The organism is Kitasatospora sp. NPDC028055, assembly GCF_040637885.1.
GTDB lineage: Bacteria > Actinomycetota > Actinomycetes > Streptomycetales > Streptomycetaceae > Kitasatospora.
This window is the reverse complement of the sequence record NZ_JBEZXE010000006.1, coordinates 150665-170143: the sequence shown is the minus strand read 5'-3', so window position 1 is coordinate 170143 and position 19479 is coordinate 150665. Positions and strand designations below refer to the sequence as shown.

The following is a 19479-nucleotide window of genomic DNA, read 5'->3' as shown; positions in this document are numbered from 1 at the left end:
CCAACGGAAAAGGGCATGGGGGTGCCAAGGCCGGGTAAAGCACCGGCCGGGCCGGTGCCTCCTGATTTAGCTAAGGCATACCTTACGTAAGAAGTCTTTACCGTCGACACCCGGCCCCCTGCCCTGCCCGAACCGTTACCTCCCGGGCGCGCGGCGGGCGGCGGCGCGGGCCGTCCAGCGGCCCTCCTGGCGGGTGATCCGGATCGGGTGGCCGAAGGTCGCGCTGATCAGCTCCGTGGTCATCACCTCGTCCACCGGACCGGCCGCCAGGCACTCGCCCTCGCGCAGCAGCAGCGCGTGGGTGGTGCTCTCCGGCAGCTCCTCCAGGTGGTGGGTGACCAGCACGCTGGCCAGTTCGGGGTGCTGGTGGCGCAGCAGGTCCAGGCTGTCCAGCAGCAGCTCGCGGGCGGTCAGGTCGAGACCGGTGGCGGGCTCGTCGAGCAGCAGCAGGCGGGGGCTGGGCATCAGCGCGCGGGCGATCAGGGCCCGGCCGCGCTCGCCCTGGGAGAGCGTGGTCCACGGGGCGTCCGCCATCGCGGCCATGCCGAGGGTCTCGATCAGCTGCTCGGCCCGCTCCACCGCCTCGGGGGCGGGCTTGCGGTGCCACTCCGGCTCGATGGTGTTGGTGTGGCCGGTGAGCACCACCTCGCGCACGCTCAGCGGCGAGCGCAGCGGGTGGCGCGGGTTGACGTGCCCGAGGTGGGCACGCAGTTCACGGATGTCGACCCGGCCGAGCCGGCGGCCGAGCACGTCCACCGTGCCGCGGGTGGGGTGGGAGACCGCGCCGAGCAGGGCGAGCAGGGTGGACTTGCCCGCCCCGTTGGGACCGAGCAGTGCCCAGTGCTCGCCGGGCTGGATCTCCAGGGTGATGCCGCGCAGCAGGTGCCGGCCGTCGCGCACGACGTCCACGTCCTGGGTGCGCAGCAGCGGGCCGTCGAAGGACGGGGCCATGGTGCGGTTCTCCGATCACGGTGCCGGTCAAGGGGGTGGTCGGCGCCGCACCGGACCGGCCCGGCGCCGACCGTCCGCGTGCACAGTACAACCGTCGGCCCGGGGCGGCCCCGCGGCATCCGAGGGGTGGACCGCGACGGCCGGGGGCGGAATCACCAGAACCCTGTCGTCCGGGGTGAGTTGGGAGGAGGATTGGATCCTTCCGAGGGGGACAGGGGGAGGTCCGACGATGACTGTGGATCCGAGGGCGACGGACGGGGAGCGCGCCGCCGCCACGCTGCACGAGCTGGTCGAACGGCAGGCCCGCCGGGCGCCGGAGGCGGTGGCGGTGCGGTGCGGCGGCGAGGAGCTGACGTACCGGGAACTGGACGAGCGGGCGGTGCGGCTGGCCGCCCACCTGGCGGGGCGCGGGCTCGGCCCGGGCGCCCGGGCGGCCGTCGCGCTGGGCCGGGGCACCGGGGTGTACGTCGCCCTGCTGGCGGTGTTGAAGACCGGCGCCGCGTTCGTGCCGCTGGAGCCGACCGCGCCCGACGCCCTGCTACGGCACGTCCTGGGCGACGCCGCGCCCGCGTTGCTGCTGACGGAGCGCCGCCATCTGGTCCGGCTGGCCGACGCGGGCCCTGCGGAGCCCGTCTGCCTGGACGAACTGGACCTGCCTGAGCGGGAGTTCGTGCCGCCGGAGGTCTCCCCCGAGGACGTCGCCTGCGTCTTCTACACCTCCGGCTCCACCGGCCTGCCCACCGGCGCCCTGGTCGAGCACCGCAACCTGCTGGCCGCGTACGCCGGTTGGCGCGAGGTGTACGGGCTGACGCCCGCCGACCGGATCCTGCAGACGGCGAGCCTGGAGTTCGACGTCTTCACCGCCGACTGGGTGCGCGCCCTGGGCACCGGCGCGACCCTGGTGGTCACCGCCTTCAACCTCACCCTGGACCGCACCGCCGACCTCGCCGCGCTGCCCGCGCTGGTGGCGCAGGAGCGGATCACGGTCATGGAACTGAACGTCCGCACGGCGCGCCGCCTCACCGACCTGCTGGCCGCGACCGGCGCCGGGCTGCCCGGGGTGCGGCTGCTCACCGTCGGCGCCGAGAAGTGGTACCTGGACGAGCAGTTGGGCCTGCAACGGCTGCTCGGCGGGGACACCAGGGTGCTGAACGTCTACGGCCTGGCCGAGGCCACCGTCGACAGCACCTGGTTCGAGGTGCGCGGCGCGGCCGCCGCCGAGGGCGCGGAGCGGGTCTCGCTGGTCGGCCGGCCCTTCCCCGGCACCCGGGTGTACGTGCTGGGCCCCCAGGCCACCCCGGTGGCGCCCGGGCGGGTCGGTGAGATCGCGATCGCGGGCTCGGGCCTGACCCGCGGCTACCTCAACCGGCCGCTGGACACCGCCCGGCGCTTCGTGCGCGCCGACTACGACCCGGACGGAAAGGTGCTGCTCACCGGCGACCTCGGGCGGCTGCGGGCGGACGGCGTACTGGAGTTCGTCGGCCGGGCCACCACCGTGGTCGGCCCGCTCGGCACGGACCGGGCGACCACGGTGACCACCCGGGTCAAGGCGGCGGCCCGCGCCGAGGGCGCGCTGCGCGCCCATCCGTCGGTCCGGGAGGCCGCCGTGGTCGAGGTGCGGCCCACACCGGGGAAACCGGTGCTGGTCGGCTACGCGGTGCCCACCCAGGGCGGTCCGGAGGGGGTGGACGGCTGGTCGCTCACCCAGTACCTGCTGACCGAGCTCAAGGGCTTCTCGGCGCCGGCCGCGGTGGTCGTCGTCCCGGAGCTGCCGCGCACCCGGGCCGGGAAGCTGGACCGCGCCGAGCTGCCGCTGCCGGCCCCGCCGGAGCACACCGCGCCGCGCTCGGCCAAGGCGGGCGGCAGCCGCAAGGGCGGCGGGAAGGCCGGGGGCGGGGCGGGCGCCAAGGACGCGGCGGGCTGCCTGGCCCTCTTCCTCACGGTGACCGCCACCATCGTCTCCCGGGCCCTCACGGACACCTTCTTCCCCGGGTCGACGGACCTCTCGGGGGTGCCCGGCGCGTACCACTTCTGGTTCGGCCTGCTCTACTTCTGCGAGTGCGCCGCGTTCGGCGCCGGGCTGGCCTTCCTGGTCCTCGGCCTCCCGTCGGTGCTGCGGCTGGGCCGCTCGCCCGGGCTGTCGGTGCTCACCTACCTGTCCGTGTTCTGGCTGCTCGCCAACTGGTGGCCGCAGGACAACCTCTACCGGCTGACCGCGGCCGACGACTGGCCGCGCGAGACCACGATGGTGTACGTGTTCAACATCCCGCTGATGCTGGCCGCGGTGATCGTGGTGATCTTCCTGCTGCGCAAACCCGCTCCACGGAAGGTGAACTGACGGTTCGTCAGCGCAGTTCGCAGCGCAGTTCGCAGCGCAGTTCGTCAGCGTAGGGCCTCGAACATTCCGGTCAGGGCGTGGTTGGCCGCCGCGACCAGTGCCTGCGCGGCGTCCAGCGCCTCGGCGTCGGGCCCGGCCAGGGCAAGTCCGACGGCGGGCTCCGGGTCGTGGGCGGCCGTCGGGATCAGCGGCAGCAGGGTGACGCCGAGCCGGGCGCAGCGCGGGCGCAGTCGGTCGAGGTGCTCGTGCAGCGCCTCGGGGGCGAGCCGGGCGCCGAGCGGCAGCGCGTCCAGGGTGCGGACCAGGTGGCCCGGGCCGCGTACCTGGTCCAACCGCTCGCGTAGCACGAAGGCGACGGCGGGGCCGGTGAGCCGCAGGTTGATCTCGGTGGGGGCGAGGCGGCGCTGCCGGTCGGTGACGAAGTCGACGTCGTACCAGCCACGGTAGCCCTCGGCGGCCAGCCGCTCCCCCACCGCCAGGGCGAAGCCGCGGGCCGTGTCGGCGGCGGCCCGCGGCACGGTGCCGGGGCCGACGGTGACGCCCTGGTAGCGGGTGCCGGCCACCTCCATGGCGCCGGCCCCGACCGGGTGCACGGTGCCGTCCGGGCCGATCACGGCATCGTAGGTGACGTCCCGCAGCCGGGCGGCCGGGCCCGGGTCCACGTACTCCTCCAACAGCAACTCGCCGTCCGGCGGCAGGAGTTCGGAGCGCACCAGGCGGCGCAGCAGGGCGCCTCCGCCGCCGGCGGCGAACAGTTCGGCGGGCTCGACCACGACGGTGCCGTAACCGCCCACGCCGTACGGGCTCTTGAGGACGGTGGTCAGGCCCCGGACCGCACGGACGGTGAGTCTGCGCGCCGCGCGACGACGGCTCTCCGCGCGCTCCTGGGCGGGGACGACGATCCCGGGGTGCTCGGGGGCGAGGGCGGTGAACAGCCCGTGCGCGGCGGCCTTGGACTCGTAGCGGCGTACGGCGGCCAGCTCGGGCCCCTCGCCCTGCGCGGTGGTGCGGCCCCAACTGACCACCGGACGGCCGGAGTCGGCGATCCTGGCGGCAAGTGCGGGGCGGGCGGCGAGCGCCTCGGCGAGCGTCCGGTCGGCGGCCACCCCGGTGTGCACCTCGACCGGCCCCCAGGCGAGTTCGCGGCCCAGCCAGTCGGTCCAGGCCCGGTCGACCTCGGCGGGCAGCACCAGCACGGCCGGTTCCGGGCTGTAGCCGACGGCCAGACAGGCGTAGTGGTGCGCCTGCCGCAGCCGCCGCGCCCGCTGGGCGGCGTCCATGCCCGGGGCGAAGAACTGGGCGTTGAAGTCCGCGACGTTGCCCAGGTGCACCGCCGCCCGCCCGCCGGTCCAGGCCCCCACCCATCCGTCCATGGAGCGGAAGCATAGGGCGTCGCAGCGCCGACGGGCCCCGCCTCGGTAGTCGACCGTCACGACGGCAGTGTGGACGGCTTGTTAAGTTCCGATCATTTTTGACTGGACCAGGACACAACTTGGCAAAGTTATGACTTTTCCTCTAGCCCGATCTGACTGATCGCCGTCAATCTCGGTCGCAGCTCTTTGCAGCCCCTTTTCCTGCACCCCACCCCCACTGGAGTCAGAGTGAGCCCCAACTCCTCCTCCCGTCGTGCCCGCACGGCCGGAGCGATAGCCGTCGTCGCCGCCCTCGCCGCCGTGGCCGTCCCCACCACGGCCTCCGCCGCCCCGGTCGGCCGCGAGGCCGCGATCGCCCAGGCCCGCGCCAACGTCACCCACAACCCCGGGGTGTTCGGCTACGGCGCGGGCCAGGACCTCGTCCTCAAGGACGTCGTCCTCGACCCCGACGGCACCTCGCACATCCGCTTCGACCGCACCTACCAGGGACTTCCCGTGGTCGGCGGCGACCTGGTCGTCCACCAGGACGCCCGCGGCAGGCTCAAGGACTCCTCCCGGGCGGCCGCCCACGACGCCGCCGTGAAGACCACCGTCCCCAAGGTCCCCGCCCAGGCCGGCGCCGCCGACGCGCTCTCCGCCGCCCCCGGTGTCCGGGACGCCACCAGCAGCCCCGAACTGGTCGTCTGGGCCGCCGACGGCACCCCGCGACTGGCCTGGCGCACCGTCGTCGAGGGCACCGGCGAGCACGGCCAGCCGGCCGGCAAGGTCGTCGTCACCGACGCCACCACCGGCGAGCAGATCGAGTCCTACGACGCCGAGCACCAGGCCGCCGGCACCGGGAACTCCGAGTACACCGGCCAGGTCACCGTCGACACCACCCCGGCCAACGGCGGCTACACCCTCACCGACCCGGTCCGCGGCCACGTCACCAAGGACGCCGGCAACCTGTCCGCGAGCTCGATCAAGGCGAGCTCCGGCACCCCGTTCACCAGCACCACCAACGTCTGGGGCGACGGGAGGAAGTTCTCCACCAACCGTGCCACCGCCGCCGTCGACGCCCACGCCAACACCGCCTGGACGTACGACTACTACAAGAACGTGCACGGCCGGAACGGCATCAAGAACGACGGCAAGGGCGCCACCGTCTTCGTGCACGTCGGCACCAACTGGGACAACGCCCAGTGGTCCGACAGCTGCTTCTGCATGATGACCGGCGACGGCGACGGCACCACCGACCCCGAGCAGGTCGACCTCGACACCATGGGCCACGAGATGACCCACGGCGTCACCAGCGCCACCGCCAACCTGCGCTACAGCGGCGAGTCCGGCGGCCTCAACGAGTCGACCAGCGACATCTTCGGCACCATGGTCGAGTGGTACGCCAACAACAGGATCGACACCGGCGACTACCTGTTCAGCGACCAGTCCACCCCGCCGTGGCTGCGCCGCTTCGACAAGCCCTCGCTGGACGGCAAGTCGGCCGACTGCTGGAGCAGTTCGGTCGGCAAGCTGGACGTCCACAACTCCTCCGGCGTCGGCAACCACTGGTTCTACCTCGCCAGCGAGGGCAGCGGCAGCAAGACCGTCAACGGGGTCGCCTACAACAGCCCCACCTGCAACAAGTCCACGGTCACCGGCATCGGCAACCAGAAGGTCGCCAAGATCTGGTACCGCGCGCTGACCGTCTACATGACCTCCACCACCAACTACAAGGGCGCCCGCGCCGCCTCGCTCAACGCCGCCCGCGACCTCTACGGCGCGGGCAGCACCGAGTACAACGCGGTCGCTGCGGCCTGGAGCGCCGTCAGCGTCAACTGATGCGTCAAGCAGTGCGTCACAAGTAATGCGTCAACTGATGCGTCAACCAGTGTGCGGAGATCAGCTGTTGAACCCGACGTGGACGTGGTCGTGATGGGTGTCGTCGGTGAAGAACTGGTTGCCGACGCCCGCGATCGCCACCGGCCCGCCCACGTTGTACGAACCGGCCGCCGCCGCGTCCCGCATGAAGGACTCGATCAGCTGCCGGGGCGTGGCCGGGTCCACCACCGCCCGGCCGTCGATCCGCCAGACGTCGAAGGCCCGGCCCAGCGGATGGTCGCTGGGCCGGGTCGTCCCGAAGACGTCCAGGGGGTGGCCGGTGCGCACCACGCTCACCGACAGCGCGTACGGGCCGGCCAGCCGCAGCATCGCCGTCAGGACGGTGTCGTGGACGGTGCCGCTGAGCAGGTCGGCGGCGGCCTCGGGCGGCAGTTCGATCCTCGGCTCGGCCAGCACCTTCGCCACCGCGGGGGCGGGTGAGGCGGTGGCCGGGCCCGGGTCCCCCGGGTTCACGGCGGTGACCGTCCAGCGCGGCGCCGCCCGGCTCAGCCGGACGTCCACCGTGATGCCGCCCGCCGCCACCGAGCCGTCCGGCCGCCTGGTCCACTGGCGGCAGACCACCAGCACGCTCGCCGAGTCGGCGAGGATCCCGCCGTACTGGGCGTCGATCACCTCCAGGGCCGCCTCCGGCGCCGCCGGGGCGAGCCGCCCGGCCCCGTCCGCCAGGCCCGGCGGCAGGCCCAGCGCGGCCACCCGGGCCCGGGCCGCCCCGGGCGCCTGGCCGCCGGGCGGCCAGGCGCCGAGCGCGGCGACCAGCTCGACGGCGCGGCGCTTGACGTCGGGCTGGATCTCGCCGGGGCCGGGCTGCCAGAGCGGCGGGGTGGGCAGCGGGGTCGGGGGCTGGGTAGGGGGCTCTGTCGTGGTCGGGGCCGTCGTGGGAGTTGGGGTGGGCCGGTCGGTCGAGTGCGGGGTCGGCGGCGAACTCGCTGGGGCCACGGCGGACTTCGCTCCGCTCGTACACCCCACCGCGCCCAGCAGCACCGCCGCCGCACCCGCCCGCAGCACCCCGCGTCGGCCCGTACCCCGGCCACCGTCTCCGCTCGTCATGCCGTCAGTATGCGACCGGCGGCCGGGCCGGGGCGCGGGCGTCAGCCCAGACGGCGGATCGGCTCACCCGCCAGGAACGCCGCGATGTCCTCCACCGCCTCGGTGAAGTACCGCCGGTAGTTCTCCTGCGAGACGTACCCCAGGTGCGGGGTGGCCAGCAGCCGGGGCGCGCGGCGCATCGGGTGGTCGGCGGGCAGCGGCTCGACGTCGAAGACGTCCACGGCGGCCCCCGCGATCCGGCCGCCGGTGAGGGCGGCGAGCAGCGCGTCCTGGTCGACGATCGCCGCCCGGGAGGTGTTCACCAGGTAGGCCTCCGGCTTCATCAGGGCGAGCTCGGCGGCGCCGATCAGCCCCCGGGTGCCCGCGTCGGACGCGAGGTGGATCGACACGAAGTCGCTCTCCCCGAGCAGTTGCTCCTTCGAGGCGGCCCGGCGCACACCGGCCGCGGCCGCCCGTTCGTCGGTCAGGCTCCGGCTCCAGGCGAGCACCTCCATGCCGAAGGCCAGCCCGACCCGGGCCACGGCGCCGCCGACCCGGCCGAGGCCGAGCACTCCGAGCGTCCGGCCGTGCAGATCGGCCCCGACGGTGCTCTGCCAGGGCCCGCCCTCGCGCAGCGCGGTGTTCTCCTGGACGATGCCGCGGGCCAGACCCAGCAGCAGCGCCCAGGTCAGCTCGACCGGCGGGGTGCCGGAGCTGGCCGTACCGCAGACGGTGACGCCGTGCGCCGCGGCGGCCGGGAGGTCGATCACCGAGTTGCGCATGCCGGAGGCGATCAGCAGCTTGAGGCGGGGCAGCCGGGCGAACAGCGTGGCGGGGAACGGCACCCGCTCGCGCAGGGTGACCACGATGTCGAACCCGGCGAGCGCGGCGGCCAGTTCCGCCTCCGAGGCGTGGTGCTCGCGGAAGGCGGTCACCTCGACCCGGTCGGCGACCGGGGTCCAGTCGGCGGAGCTGGCGGCGACGCCCTGGAAGTCGTCCAGGACGGCGCAGCGAAGGAGCGGAAACGTCATGCCCGCAGCTTCCCAGACGGCGGCGGACCGGGGGGCCGCAGGCCGTAGCGGTCCCGGTCTCGGTTCCATTCCCGATCCTGTTCGTGTTCCTGTTCCCGGACGATCCACGGGGGCTCGCCGAGCTTGGCCCGCAGGACGGCCATCGGGTGGCGCAGCTCCCGGGGGTCGAACAGGCCGTCCCAGCCGTGCTGTTGGATGTCCAGCAGGTCGTGCATCCCCTCGCCGAGCTCGATCAGGGCGCGCAGCGCCCGGGTGTCCTGGTGGGTGAGCGGGACCTCCCGGCCGTCCACGGTGGCGATCCGGGTGGTCAGGTCGAGGACGATGCGGCCGTCGAAGGCGGTCAGCGGGCCCGGCGACTCGTTCACGGGGTGTTCCTGCTCCATGCCGGGCAGCCTATCCATTTGCGGTTCCGCGCCGAACTCCCCCCGGCCCGAGGGCACATGACCGGCGGACCGGATTCGTGGCCCTGGCCAGGTGGCCGGGGGAACAGCGGCCGAGAGAGCGGCCGCGCCGCTCAGCCGTCCGGGGCGAGCAGCGCCTCGGCGGTGGCCGTCCGGGCGTACAGCACCCAGCGGCCGGCGCGGTGGGCGCTGACCAGGCGGGCGTCCCGCAGCGCCGTCAGGTACTGGGAGACGGCCGAGGGGGACAGGCCGGTGCGGTGGGCGAGATCGGTGGTCGAGGCGGGGGCGGTGAGTTCGGCGAGCAGCAGGGCGCGGGAGCGGCCGAGCACCGCGGCCAGGGCCGCCGTGCCGCGGGCCGGTGCCTCCGCGGTCCAGAGACGGCCGATCCCCCGTGCCGGGTAGGCGAGTTGGGGTGGGGCCGGCGGGGCGAGCAGGGTGAACAGGCCGGGGCCGGTGAACGCGGAGGGGATCAGCAGCAGGCCCGGCCCGGCGGTGCGGCGGGGCATCGGGCGGGAGCGGTGGCTCAGCCGTAGGGCGCCGTCGGTCCAGCGCAGTTCGGCGTGCAGGTCGTTCAGCACCCGCTCGGCGCCGTGCTCGGCGGCCTGCCGGGCCCGGTACAACACGTCGGCGTCGAGCACGGCGCGGATCCGCGCCCAGTACGGCGCGAGGGCCAGCTCCCAGTAGGCCTCAACCGCCTCGGCGAGCCGGGCCAGCCCGGCCTCCGGGTCGGCGTGCAGGGCCCGCAGCCTCGGGCCGAGCCCGCCCTGGTCCGCGGGGTGCGCCCTGTGCGCCCGGTTTGTCCGGTCCGTCCGGTGCGGGCGGTGCGCCCGGTCCGCCTGATCCGCCTGGTCCACCGCCAGCCGGTCCAGGTCGCGCCGGACCTGCGCGGCGGGGGTGGCCCGGATCGCGGCGAGTTCCCCGGCCAGGGTCGGCGCGGGGCCGGTCGGGGCCGGGTTGAGGAAGTCCGGCACGTAGCCGGTGGGCGGCACGAGTTCGGCGAGCAGCCCGTACGCCGGGCCGAGCGCCGCCAGCCGGGGCCGGACCTGCTCCACCCAGGGGCCGTGGACGGCGTGCGGCACTCCCGAGCGCAGCAGGCGCAGGCTCGGCCCGACCTCCCACATCGGTGCGACCACGAACCGCATCCGGGCCAGGTCACCCGCCGTGAACAGCAGTTCCGCCAACGCCCGCCCCCGTGGATTCACGCATGTCCGAATCAGTGGCGATCAGGTTAGTTCAATAGCGATCATGACCAGCATGACTTCCGACACCACTCTGACCACCCCCTCCGTGTCCGCCGCCTCCTCCGGCACCTGGCAGCTCGGCGACCGCACCGTCCACCGGATCGGCTTCGGCACCATGCGCCTGCCGCAGACCGGACCGGCGCTCGTACCGGACGCCGTACCGCGCGACCGCGACCAGGCCCTGCGGGTGCTGCGCCGCGCGGTCGAACTGGGCGTCAACCACATCGACACCGCTGCCTTCTACTTCTCCCCGCTGCGCTCCGCCAACGAGCTGATCAACAGCGCCCTCGCCCCGTACTCCGACGACCTGGTGATCGCCACCAAGGTCGGCCCGGCCCGTGGCACCGACGGCCAGTGGATCGACCACGCCCGCACCCCCGAGGCCCTGCGCGCCCAGGTCGAGGAGAACCTGCGACAGCTCGGCCGCGACCACCTCGACCTGGTCAACCTGCGCATCCTGGGCACCGACTCGATCGCCGAGCGCTTCGGCGCACTCGCCGAGTTGCGGCAGGCCGGACTGATCCGGCAGCTCGGCCTCTCCAACGTCCACCCGCACCAGCTCACCGAGGCCCAGGCCATCGCCCCGGTCACCTGCGTACAGAACCCGTACGGGATCGGCGCCTCGGCCGCCCAGGACGAGGTGCTGCGGCTCTGCGGCGAGCAGGGCATCGCCTTCGTCCCGTTCTACGCCATCGCCGGTGCCGGGCGGGAGGGCGGCGCCGGCGGGACGGAACCCGGCGAGGTCCGGACGGTTGCCGAGGCGCGCGGCGTCAGCACGGCCCAGGTCCGGCTCGCGTGGACGCTCCACCGGGGCCCGCACGTGCTCGCCATCCCGGGCACCGGCGACGTGGCGCACCTGGAGGACAACCTCGCGGCCGGCGCCCTGCGGCTGACGGCCGAGGAACTCGCCCTGCTGAACCGGGCCCACACCGGCTGACCGGGAACCACCACCGACCGAACGGGCGTCACTCCGGGGCCAGACCGTCGCACCGAACGATCCCCGGAGCCCGCCCGTGCCCGACAGCGCCACCCGCTACCTCTACCTCGCCCGCCACGGCGAGGCCGCCCACCACAGCCCCACCGACAGGGAGTCGGGGCGCGAGCCAGGGCGCGAGTCGAAGGGCGAGTCGGAGAGCGAGCCAGGGCGCGAGTCGAAGGGCGAGTCGGAGGGCGGCGGACTCACCCCCACCGGCCGTCGGCAGGCCGTCCTGCTCGGCCGCCGCCTGGCGGAGCGCCCCCTCGCGGCCGTCCACCACGGCCCGCTGCCCCGGGCCGCGCAGACCGCCCGGCTGATCGGGGATCAGCTCGGCGGGGTACCGGTGTCGGCCTGTGAGGAGGCCGGAGACTACGTCCCGTACGCGCCGTCGGCCGACGAACTGCCGCCCGACAGCGCAGAGTTCCTGCTGCGCTTCCTGGCCGGAGCCTCCGCCGAGGAGCTCTCCCGCGGGCCGGAACTGGCCCGCCGGGCCGTCGACCGCTTCACCGGACCGGTCGACGGCCCCGAGGACCGGCACGAACTGGTCGTCACCCACGCCTTCCTGATCGGCTGGCTGGTCCGCCACACCCTGGGTGCCCCCGCCTGGCGCTGGCTCGGCCTCAACGCGGCCAACGCGGCGCTCACCGTGCTCCGCTTCGCTCCCGGCCGTCCCTCCGCCGTCCTCCTCCTGAACGACCAGTCCCACCTGCCCGAGGAACTGCGTTGGACGGGCTTCCCGCCCGAGCTGCGGGCCTGAGCAGCCGCCGCTGAGCAGCCGTCGCGAGTCCTCCGCCCGGGCCGGCGCGTCGGCACGAGGGCGGACGGGCCGGTCGACAGGCATGCGGCCGCCGGGAATGCGGCCACCAGAAATGTGGTCGACAGGAATATGCAGACCGGTCTACAGTCTCCAGCCATGGGAGCAAAGGGCGAGGAGACCCGGGCCCGGCTGATCGCCGGCACCCGGGAACTGATCGAGCAGCACGGGTACTCCGGCACGGGCCTCAACCAGGTCCTGGCCGTCACCGGCGCACCGCGCGGCTCCCTCTACTTCCACTTCCCCGGCGGCAAGGACCAACTGGTCGCGGCCGCACTGCTGCAGTCCGGCCAGGAGGTCGCCGACCTGCTGACCGGACTCGCCGCCGACGGAGCCGACGCCGCAGCGCTCAGCCGGCACCTCACCGAGGTGTTCGCGGACCGCCTGGCCCGCTCCGACTACACCAAGGGCTGCCCCATCGCCACCGTCGCCCTGGAGGTCGCCGGCACCAACGAGGCACTGCGCGCCGTGTGCGCCGAGGTGTACGAGGGCTGGCAGCGCATCCTGGCCGAGCAGCTGACCGCCGGCGGCTTCCGCCCGGCCGAGGCTGCGGTGGCCGCCGGCCAGGCCCTGGCCCTGCTGGAGGGCGCGGTGCTGCTGGCCTCGGTCCGACGCAGCCGCGAGCCCCTGGACGACGCCCGGCACGCCGTCCTCCACCTCCTCGGTGCGAAGGCGTCCGACCGCTCGTAGCCGTCGCGGGGGCACCCCGTGGCCGATTCCGTAGCCGTATCTGTAGCCGTGGCCGGCCGGTTGCCGCGCCGACCGCTCGCCCAAGAATATGCAGACCGGTCTACAGGCCAACTGTGCCTTCCATCCCACCAACGCCTCCCCCTCCCCCTCCCCCTCCCCCGTCCACTCCCTCGCCCCGCCCCGCCATGACCAGAAATTATGCAGATCGGTCTACAGAAATATGCCGACCGGTCCACAGAAAGCAGGGAACACCCATGCCATCCGCTCCCCCGCTCCCGCAGGCCCTCGTCCTCGGCGCCGGCGGCTTCCTCGGCCGCTGGCTGATCCTCGAACTCCTCGGCCGCGGCGAGCCCGTGGCCGCCGCCGTCCGCACCACCGGGAGCGGCACCGCCCTCCGCGCCTGGCTGCGCGAGCACGACACCGACCCGGCCCCGCTGACCACCGTCACCGCCGACCTCACCCGCCCCGGCCTCGGCCTCTCCCCCGAGGACGACGCCCGCCTCGCCGAGGTCCGCGACGTCCACAACCTCGCCGCCCGCTACCAGTTCGGCCTCACCCGCGCCCAGGCCGAACCCGCCAACCTCCACGGCGCCCTCCACGCACTGCACTGGTCCGCGACCCGACCCCGGCTGCGCCGCCTGGTCCACCTCTCCGGCTACCGCGTCGGCCGCGACCCCCACCCCCGCCACCCGCTCGACCAGGGCGCCACCGCCGCCCTCTACGCCCGCCTCGGCGCCTACGAGGCCTCCAAGCAACTCGCCGACGCCGCCGTCCGCGTCACCGCACCCCGGCTCGGCGTCCCGCTCACCACCGTCAACCCGAGCAGCGTCATCGGCCACTCGGCCACCGGCGAGGCCGGCCAGTACCTCGGCCTCGCCCAACTGGTCCACCAACTGCACCGCGGCCGCCTCCCCCTGCTGCCGGGCACCCGCCGCACCTTCGTCCCCGTCGTCACCGTCGACCACCTGACCCGCTTCCTGGCCGCCGTCCCGGCACACGACAGCGCGCCGAGCGCCGCCCACACCGTCCTCGACCCGACCACCCCCGCCCTCCCCGACCTGGTCGCCCTCCTCGCCGCCCACCTCGGCGTGCGCCCACCCCGCGGCCTGATCCCCGTCCCCCTCGTTCGCCGCCTCCCCCGCGCCCTCACCGGCGCCGACCCGGAGACCCTCAGCTTCCTCTCCGAGGACCGCTACGACACCACCTCCGCCGACCACCTCATCACCGCCGCCGGCCTCACCCACCCGCCCCTCACCCCCGCCCTCCACCACTGGGCCGACCGCCTCGTCCACGACGCCTTCGGCACCCGATAGCCACCCCGCCCCGCACCGGAAGTCGACCCACCCGACTTCCGGTGCGCCTCACACCCACCCGCCGCAAGTGGACTGCCTGAATCATCGGTTGAGGTGTGCCGTCGCGAGATGCCCAATGAGCCGGGATCGAGCCGCTGTTGCCGGATCCGGCTCCGAAGAACGGTTGGCGTTGGCTCGCGGAGGATGCTGGAGTCAACCGCCACGACCCTGCCGAGATCGCCTTCGGTATCGGCCTGAGCGAGCAGGGCGGTGGAGATCCTCTCCCAGGTTCCGACAGCGGCCCGGTTCCTCAGTTGCTCGTGGGCGCCATTCCAATGCTCGGGGGCAGGCCCACAGCTTGGCCCAGTCACCGCGTGCACAGCCGGTCCAGGGCCGCGCGGCTCTCCTCGTCCGCGGCGCGGTAGACCAGCAGGCGCAGCTCCGGGTCCTGGAGCGGCAGCAGGACTTCGAAGTCGACGGTGATCGCACCGGCGACCGGATGCCGCAGCAACTTCCGGCCGCGTCCGTTGACGCCGACCTCCCGCTCCGACCACAGGCGGGCGAAGTCCTCGTCCTGCGTGGCGAATTCGGCGATGAGGCCGGACAGTTCCCGGTCCTGCGGATGCGCGGCCCATGCCGCGCGCAGGTGGGCGATCCCGTCCCGCAGCGCCTGCTCCCGGTCGACGTAGAAGCCGCGCATCGCCGGGTGCAGCAGGCACAGCCACATCGCGTTGCGCCGTGACGGCGGCACAGCATCGAAGTCCGGTAGCAGCCGGGCCATTTCGGGGTTCCAGGCGAGGATGTCGTAACGGTGGTCCAGCAGCATGGCCGGCAGCGGCGAGAGGTCATCCACCAGGCGGGCCAGCGACGGCGCCGCACCGGCGGCCGGCCCACCGGTGGTGCCGGGACGGCGGTGTCCGGCGAGGTCGAAGAGGTAGTCGCGTTCGCTCGGGTCCAGGCACAGGGCACGGGCCAGCGCCGCCAGCACCTCTGCCGAGGGCCGCAGCCCGCGACCCTGCTCCAGCCGGACCACGTAGTCGGTGCTGACCCCGGCCAGTTCGGCGACCTCCTCCCGGCGCAGCCCCGGCGTCCGCCGGGCCCGCCGGTGCGACGGCAGGCCCATCCGGTCGGGGTCGAGGCGTTCGCGCCTACTCCGCAGGAAGGCGGCCAGCTCCTGGGTGGTGTCCATGGTTCGGGTCGTCATGACCGGTCCAACCGCCAGGGTGGGACCGGCCTTCCCAGGAAGTGCCGTCCCTTACCTCCGGACCGCCGCCGCCACAGACTCGGTCCCGGCAACGGACCACGAGCACAGGAGGACCTGATGGCACTGACCCTCGACGCCTACCGGCTGCTGGGCCGCTCGGGACTGCGGGTCTCACCGCTGGCCCTGGGTACGGCGACCTTCGGCACCGAGTGGGGCTGGGGCGCCGAACGGGCCGAGGCGCGCAAGCTGTTCGACCACTACGTCGGGCTCGGCGGCAACCTCCTCGACACCGCCGACACCTACACCGACGGCAGCTCCGAGCGACTGCTGGGCGAGTTCGCCCGCGAGGAGCGCGAACGTCTGGTGCTGGCGACCAAGTACTCGACGCTGCGCCGCCCCGGCGACCCCAACTCCGGGGGCGGTCATCGTAAGGCCCTGTTCGGTTCGGTGGAGGGGAGCCTTCGGCGGCTGGACACCGACTACCTCGACCTGCTGTACCTGCACGTCTGGGACTTCCGGACGCCGGTCGAGGAGGTCCTGCGCGGCCTGGACGACCTGGTCCGGCAGGGCAAGGTGCTGTACGTGGCGATCTCCAACACCCCAGCCTGGCAGGTGTCCCGGATGCAGGCGATCGCCGACCTGCGCGGCTGGTCGCCGCTGGTCGCACTGCAGGTCGAGTACAGCCTGCTCGAACGCACTGCGGAGCGCGACCTGATCCCGATGGCCCGGGAACTGGGCCTGGGCGTGGTCCCGTACTCGCCGCTGGGCGGCGGGGTGCTCAGCGGCAAGTACGGCCGGGACGACCTGAGCGCGACGGGTGCCGCCGCCGGCGACGGCACCCGCAGGGGCGTCAACCTCGCCCTGGGCACGCTCACCGAGCGCAATCTTGCCGTGGCCGGGGCCGCCCGGGAGGTCGCCGCCGAGCTGGGCCGCACCCTGGCCCAGGTCGCGCTGGCCTGGACCTTGCGGAACCCGGGCGTGGCGACCACGCTGATCGGGGCGCGCAGCCCCGCCCAACTGGAGGAGAACCTGGGCGCCCTGGAGGTCGAGTTCACGGCCGCCCAGCTGGCCCGCCTGGACGCGGCAAGCGCGATCGAGCTCGGCCAGCCACACGACCTGCTGGCGAGCGACCACATCCGCCGGGTGACCACGGGCGGCCTGCGGATCGAGACCCGCCGCTGAGGGCCGACGGTCAGCCCGGACATGCGCTGCCGCCAGCCTTGCGGTGCCGGATCCGCCTCCAGTCCTCGCCGGTCAAGTCCTTGATGATGTCGCTGGCGGCGAGGTGCAAGGGCGGGGCGAGTCCCCGATTTCGGGCAAGAGCCGTGGCGGAGTCCGTCGATCCGGTCCTCCTACGCGAGACGCGCCACGGCCAGGGCCAGTGCGCGGTCGAGCGCCGCATCGGGGTCGCACGGCACGTCGGGACGGACGCCGGTGCCCTCCCAGTTGGTGCCCGAGACCGGGTTGAGCGCGCGGGCGACCGGCACGCTGAGCTCCAGGTTCGGGTGCACCGTCCAGCCCTCGCGCGGGTGCGCGCCGCCCCGGGTGGCCTCCCCGACGACCTCGGCGCGGCCGAGCTGCTGGAGGTCGTAGGCGAGTTCCTCGCCCGCCGAGAAGGTGTTCCCGCTGGTCAGTACGTAGAGCGGCTTGCTGCCGCCGAAGCGGGCGCCGGGCACGAACGGGGGCGTCCAGGACTGCTCGGCCACCTCGCCCTGCCGCGAGAGCAGGGTGTTGAGGTGCGTACGGCGGTCGAGCAGGTAGCCGCAGGCGAAGGCGACCGTGTCCGGGTCGCCGCCGGTGTTGCGGCGCAGGTCCAGGACGAGGGCGCGGGCGGGGGCCACCAGCGAGAGCGCCGCGGCCAGCGGCTGTGCCGCCCAGTCCAGCGGGAACATCTTGGGCCCGATCTCCAGGACGGCGACGCCGCCGTCGAGGAGTTCCACCCGCGGCACACCACCCAGGGAGGAGTCGAAGTCCCGCCGCATCGCTGCGAGTACGGCCGCGCCGCGCTCCGGCGGCACCGGCACGGCGTGGTGCTTAAGGGCCAGGTGCAGGTCGCCGTTGACGGACCGCAGGTCAGTGGTGACCGCGTCGGCCAAGTCCTCGATGTTCAGGGACCGGTAGCAGCCCTCGGCGTTGCGGCGGCGCAGCAGGTCCGCCAACTGCCGGGCGGCGTCGGGGAAGACGTAGTTCTCGCCGACCAGGTCGGCGATCGACTCGACGACGGTGACGGCGTCCAGCGGCACGGACAGCGACTCGGACAGCGACTCGGGCAGCGACGTGGGCAGCGACGTGGGGGAAGGTGTGGAGGTCATGGGAGGGAGTAGACCAGCGACTTGCAAAAGCGTCAACCGTACTTAACGCTTGATCGGGTGAGCCATCAACAGGACGAAGTCGAAAGCGAAGACGTGCAGCGGATCACCACGCCGCTCCAGCACACCGCGCTCGCCCACCCCATGCGCCAGCGCCTGCTGTTCGCCCTCAGCACCCGGCCGTCGACGATCAGCCGACTCGCCGCGCAGCTGGGAGCGAACAAGGGCAGCGTCTCCCACCACCTCAGGGTGCTGTGCGAGGCGGGGCTGGTCCAGGACGCGGGAACGCGGCGGGTACGCGGCGGCACCGAGAAGTACTACCGGCGGACCGCCGAACGGCTCCTCGTCGCCGAACCTCGGGCCGAGGGCACGGCCGCGCTGTTCGGGGCCGTCGCCCAGGAACTGGACCGCTCACCCGTCGACCACCTCATGACGCTGCGTCACCTGCGGCTCAGCCCGGCCAAGGCGGCGAAGCTGGCCGAGGCGCTGGCCGCACTGGTCGACGAGGCCGAGGAGGACCCGGAGGGCGAGCCTGTGCACGGCCTCCTGGTGACGCTCTACCAGCAGGCCGGGGCGTAGCAGGTGGCGGCTACCCCGGTCGGCCAGGGACGGTGACAGGGTGCGCGGGGTGCCGTCCTGGTAGCGGATCAGGTTCTCGACGGCGCGGTGGGCGGCGGCCGGGTCCCGGCCGGGCGGTTCGTCAAGGTCATCGGTCCCGGTGCCCGGCGGCTCCCTGCGGTTCGTTCGGCTCGTGGCGGACGGCGGAGTGGCGCAGCTGGAACGGCGAGCCGGCGGCGGTGGGCGTCCAGCCCTGCGACCGTGCGGCCCGGATGCCGGCGGCGACCTCGGCCGGCAGGACGACCTCGGCGGGCATCAGTTGGGGTTCGGGCTGCTCCGGCCGTCCGGTCTCCACGACGAGGGTCGTGCCGGGTCGGGCGGCGTCCTCCACCACGTAGCCGAGGGTGCTGGCGTCGATGTCACAGCACCAGTGCTTCCTGCTCATCCGCCAGCGGTACTCGACGCCGTCGACCACGATACGACGGGACCCCTTCTTCACCAGTGCCACGTGCTGCCCTTCCCCTTGCCGGTTCGTGTGCGCCGCCAGTCTCCCCGTACGGCACGCACGTGTCACCGGATTTCGCCGAGGTGTCCCCAGCGGACGGCGATGACCAGCAGCACCCCGGCGGCGGTGAAGGCCGTCCCCGCGACGGCGGGGACCGCTGTCAGAGCAACGGCGGCGGAGGTCGGTGGCCGCGCTGGAAGACCAGCTCGGTCCAGCTCACGTCCGCGCGGGCGTGCAGGTCGGACCGCTCGCCCTGGTGGAGGAGGTGGAGGCCGTGGGCTTCCGCGAGGGCGGTGGTGCGGTCGGGCGGGAGGTCGAACATCCGGCGGCCGGGCGGGACGGGGCCGTGGCGCAGGGTGAGGGCGAGGCGGGCGCCGGGGGCGAGGAGGCGGGCCACAGCCCGCATGGCGGGCGGGCGTTCGGCGGGGGCGAGGTGCATCCACACGGCGGTGACCAGGACGAGGTCGTACTGCTCGCCGCGTGCGGTCAGCTCGGGCAGGTCGGGCAGGGCGTCGGCGATCCAGCGGATGCCCGCCCGGGGGTGCAGGCGGGCACCGACGGCACGCAGTTCGGGGGTCGGCTCGACGGCGGTGACCCGGTGGCCGAGGGCGGCGAGGGCGGCCGCGTCGCGGCCGGTGCCGGCGCCGATGTCGAGGACGGCGGCGGGCGCGGCCGGATAGAGGTGCAGCAGGGAGCGGTGGACCTCGGCGAAGTCCACGCTCTCGTACTGGACGGCGAGTTGTTCCGCCGCCTCGCCGTAGCCGACCGTCCCCGGCGGGCGCTCCGGGTCCGCCGTGCGCTCCGGGCCCACCAGGCGCGTCGGGTCGGCGGGCCCTATCGGGTCGGCGGGCCCTATCGGATCGGCAGGGCGTATCGGTTCAGTGGAGCGCAT

18 protein-coding genes are annotated in these 19479 nt (G+C 74.0%); 8 read left to right on the top strand and 10 right to left on the bottom strand.

Annotated elements, in window-relative coordinates:
• Positions 1 to 135 precede the first annotated feature (135 nt).
• Entirely contained in the window at positions 136 to 951 is an 816-nt protein-coding gene (locus AB0F71_RS10480; RefSeq protein ID WP_360230688.1) for an ATP-binding cassette domain-containing protein, read from the bottom strand.
• A gap of 229 nt (positions 952 to 1180) precedes the next feature.
• Here AB0F71_RS10480 and AB0F71_RS10475 point away from each other — a divergent pair, with 229 nt between their 5' ends.
• A complete protein-coding gene (locus AB0F71_RS10475) occupies positions 1181 to 3289 on the top strand; it encodes an amino acid adenylation domain-containing protein (RefSeq protein WP_360230686.1) in 2109 nt (702 codons plus the stop codon).
• A 44-nt stretch (positions 3290 to 3333) separates the two neighbouring features.
• Here the strand turns inward: AB0F71_RS10475 and AB0F71_RS10470 are convergent, their stop codons facing one another.
• Complete coding sequence (locus AB0F71_RS10470; RefSeq protein WP_360230684.1) at positions 3334 to 4662, bottom strand: hypothetical protein; 1329 nt, start codon at positions 4660 to 4662, stop codon at positions 3334 to 3336.
• Between the two features lie 228 nt (positions 4663 to 4890).
• Here AB0F71_RS10470 and AB0F71_RS10465 point away from each other — a divergent pair, with 228 nt between their 5' ends.
• Entirely contained in the window at positions 4891 to 6480 is a 1590-nt protein-coding gene (locus tag AB0F71_RS10465) for a M4 family metallopeptidase (protein ID WP_360230682.1), read from the top strand.
• A 60-nt stretch (positions 6481 to 6540) separates the two neighbouring features.
• On the opposite strand, the gene AB0F71_RS10460 is transcribed toward AB0F71_RS10465, so the two are convergent.
• The 4 genes from AB0F71_RS10460 to AB0F71_RS10445 all read right to left on the bottom strand — a co-directional run bounded on the left by AB0F71_RS10460 (position 6541) and on the right by AB0F71_RS10445 (position 10170).
• Positions 6541 to 7587 (bottom strand): hypothetical protein, encoded by a 1047-nt coding sequence (locus tag AB0F71_RS10460; protein WP_360230680.1) that lies wholly within the window; start codon positions 7585 to 7587, stop codon positions 6541 to 6543.
• A 41-nt stretch (positions 7588 to 7628) separates the two neighbouring features.
• On the bottom strand, positions 7629 to 8597 hold the full coding sequence (locus tag AB0F71_RS10455; RefSeq protein WP_360230678.1) for a D-2-hydroxyacid dehydrogenase family protein: 969 nt from the start codon (positions 8595 to 8597) through the stop codon (positions 7629 to 7631).
• Positions 8594 to 8980, bottom strand: a complete 387-nt coding sequence (locus AB0F71_RS10450) for a hypothetical protein (protein WP_360230676.1) — start codon at positions 8978 to 8980, stop codon at positions 8594 to 8596. The genes AB0F71_RS10455 and AB0F71_RS10450 overlap by 4 nt, the downstream gene beginning before the upstream one ends.
• Before the next feature lie 131 nt (positions 8981 to 9111).
• Positions 9112 to 10170 (bottom strand): DUF5937 family protein, encoded by a 1059-nt coding sequence (locus tag AB0F71_RS10445; RefSeq protein WP_360230831.1) that lies wholly within the window; start codon positions 10168 to 10170, stop codon positions 9112 to 9114.
• Between the two features lie 73 nt (positions 10171 to 10243).
• Between AB0F71_RS10445 and AB0F71_RS10440 the strand changes: the two genes are divergently transcribed.
• The 4 genes from AB0F71_RS10440 to AB0F71_RS10425 all read left to right on the top strand — a co-directional run bounded on the left by AB0F71_RS10440 (position 10244) and on the right by AB0F71_RS10425 (position 14032).
• Positions 10244 to 11176 (top strand): aldo/keto reductase, encoded by a 933-nt coding sequence (locus tag AB0F71_RS10440; RefSeq protein WP_360230674.1) that lies wholly within the window; start codon positions 10244 to 10246, stop codon positions 11174 to 11176.
• 76 nt (positions 11177 to 11252) lie between these two features.
• Entirely contained in the window at positions 11253 to 11972 is a 720-nt protein-coding gene (locus AB0F71_RS10435; RefSeq protein WP_360230672.1) for a histidine phosphatase family protein, read from the top strand.
• A gap of 156 nt (positions 11973 to 12128) precedes the next feature.
• On the top strand, positions 12129 to 12719 hold the full coding sequence (locus tag AB0F71_RS10430) for a TetR/AcrR family transcriptional regulator (RefSeq protein ID WP_360230670.1): 591 nt from the start codon (positions 12129 to 12131) through the stop codon (positions 12717 to 12719).
• Between the two features lie 254 nt (positions 12720 to 12973).
• Positions 12974 to 14032 (top strand): SDR family oxidoreductase, encoded by a 1059-nt coding sequence (locus AB0F71_RS10425; RefSeq protein ID WP_360230668.1) that lies wholly within the window; start codon positions 12974 to 12976, stop codon positions 14030 to 14032.
• A 346-nt stretch (positions 14033 to 14378) separates the two neighbouring features.
• Here AB0F71_RS10425 and AB0F71_RS10420 read toward each other — a convergent pair whose 3' ends face one another.
• Positions 14379 to 15215 carry a helix-turn-helix transcriptional regulator gene (locus AB0F71_RS10420; protein WP_360230667.1) on the bottom strand — a complete coding sequence of 279 codons (837 nt, stop codon included), beginning with the start codon at positions 15213 to 15215 and terminating at the stop codon, positions 14379 to 14381.
• 117 nt (positions 15216 to 15332) lie between these two features.
• Here AB0F71_RS10420 and AB0F71_RS10415 point away from each other — a divergent pair, with 117 nt between their 5' ends.
• The gene (locus tag AB0F71_RS10415) at positions 15333 to 16397 is read left to right on the top strand and encodes an aldo/keto reductase (protein WP_360230665.1); all 1065 of its coding nucleotides are present in this window, start codon (positions 15333 to 15335) and stop codon (positions 16395 to 16397) included.
• A gap of 170 nt (positions 16398 to 16567) precedes the next feature.
• Here AB0F71_RS10415 and AB0F71_RS10410 read toward each other — a convergent pair whose 3' ends face one another.
• Positions 16568 to 17527: a S41 family peptidase gene (locus AB0F71_RS10410; RefSeq protein ID WP_360230663.1), complete on the bottom strand. Its 960-nt coding sequence runs from the start codon at positions 17525 to 17527 to the stop codon at positions 16568 to 16570.
• Positions 17528 to 17584: 57 nt separating this feature from the next.
• Here AB0F71_RS10410 and AB0F71_RS10405 point away from each other — a divergent pair, with 57 nt between their 5' ends.
• Positions 17585 to 18103 (top strand): winged helix-turn-helix domain-containing protein, encoded by a 519-nt coding sequence (locus AB0F71_RS10405; protein ID WP_360230661.1) that lies wholly within the window; start codon positions 17585 to 17587, stop codon positions 18101 to 18103.
• Between the two features lie 127 nt (positions 18104 to 18230).
• Here AB0F71_RS10405 and AB0F71_RS10400 read toward each other — a convergent pair whose 3' ends face one another.
• On the bottom strand, positions 18231 to 18590 hold the full coding sequence (locus AB0F71_RS10400) for a hypothetical protein (protein WP_360230659.1): 360 nt from the start codon (positions 18588 to 18590) through the stop codon (positions 18231 to 18233).
• Positions 18591 to 18747: 157 nt separating this feature from the next.
• Entirely contained in the window at positions 18748 to 19479 is a 732-nt protein-coding gene (locus tag AB0F71_RS10395) for a class I SAM-dependent methyltransferase (RefSeq protein ID WP_360230657.1), read from the bottom strand.

Excerpts from the sequence above, each read along its gene's own strand:
- AB0F71_RS10480 (WP_360230688.1), bottom strand. The coding sequence starts at position 951 with ATGGCCCCGTCCTTCGACGGCCCGCTGCTGCGCACCCAGGACGTGGAC.
- AB0F71_RS10475 (WP_360230686.1), top strand. The coding sequence starts at position 1,181 with ATGACTGTGGATCCGAGGGCGACGGACGGGGAGCGCGCCGCCGCCACG.
- AB0F71_RS10470 (WP_360230684.1), bottom strand. The coding sequence starts at position 4,662 with ATGGACGGATGGGTGGGGGCCTGGACCGGCGGGCGGGCGGCGGTGCAC.
- AB0F71_RS10460 (WP_360230680.1), bottom strand. The coding sequence starts at position 7,587 with ATGACGAGCGGAGACGGTGGCCGGGGTACGGGCCGACGCGGGGTGCTG.
- AB0F71_RS10455 (WP_360230678.1), bottom strand. The coding sequence starts at position 8,597 with ATGACGTTTCCGCTCCTTCGCTGCGCCGTCCTGGACGACTTCCAGGGC.
- AB0F71_RS10450 (WP_360230676.1), bottom strand. The coding sequence starts at position 8,980 with ATGGAGCAGGAACACCCCGTGAACGAGTCGCCGGGCCCGCTGACCGCC.
- AB0F71_RS10440 (WP_360230674.1), top strand. The coding sequence starts at position 10,244 with ATGACCAGCATGACTTCCGACACCACTCTGACCACCCCCTCCGTGTCC.
- AB0F71_RS10430 (WP_360230670.1), top strand. The coding sequence starts at position 12,129 with ATGGGAGCAAAGGGCGAGGAGACCCGGGCCCGGCTGATCGCCGGCACC.
- AB0F71_RS10425 (WP_360230668.1), top strand. The coding sequence starts at position 12,974 with ATGCCATCCGCTCCCCCGCTCCCGCAGGCCCTCGTCCTCGGCGCCGGC.
- AB0F71_RS10420 (WP_360230667.1), bottom strand. The coding sequence starts at position 15,215 with ATGACGACCCGAACCATGGACACCACCCAGGAGCTGGCCGCCTTCCTG.
- AB0F71_RS10415 (WP_360230665.1), top strand. The coding sequence starts at position 15,333 with ATGGCACTGACCCTCGACGCCTACCGGCTGCTGGGCCGCTCGGGACTG.
- AB0F71_RS10410 (WP_360230663.1), bottom strand. The coding sequence starts at position 17,527 with ATGACCTCCACACCTTCCCCCACGTCGCTGCCCACGTCGCTGCCCGAG.
- AB0F71_RS10395 (WP_360230657.1), bottom strand. The coding sequence starts at position 19,479 with ATGCGCTCCACTGAACCGATACGCCCTGCCGATCCGATAGGGCCCGCC.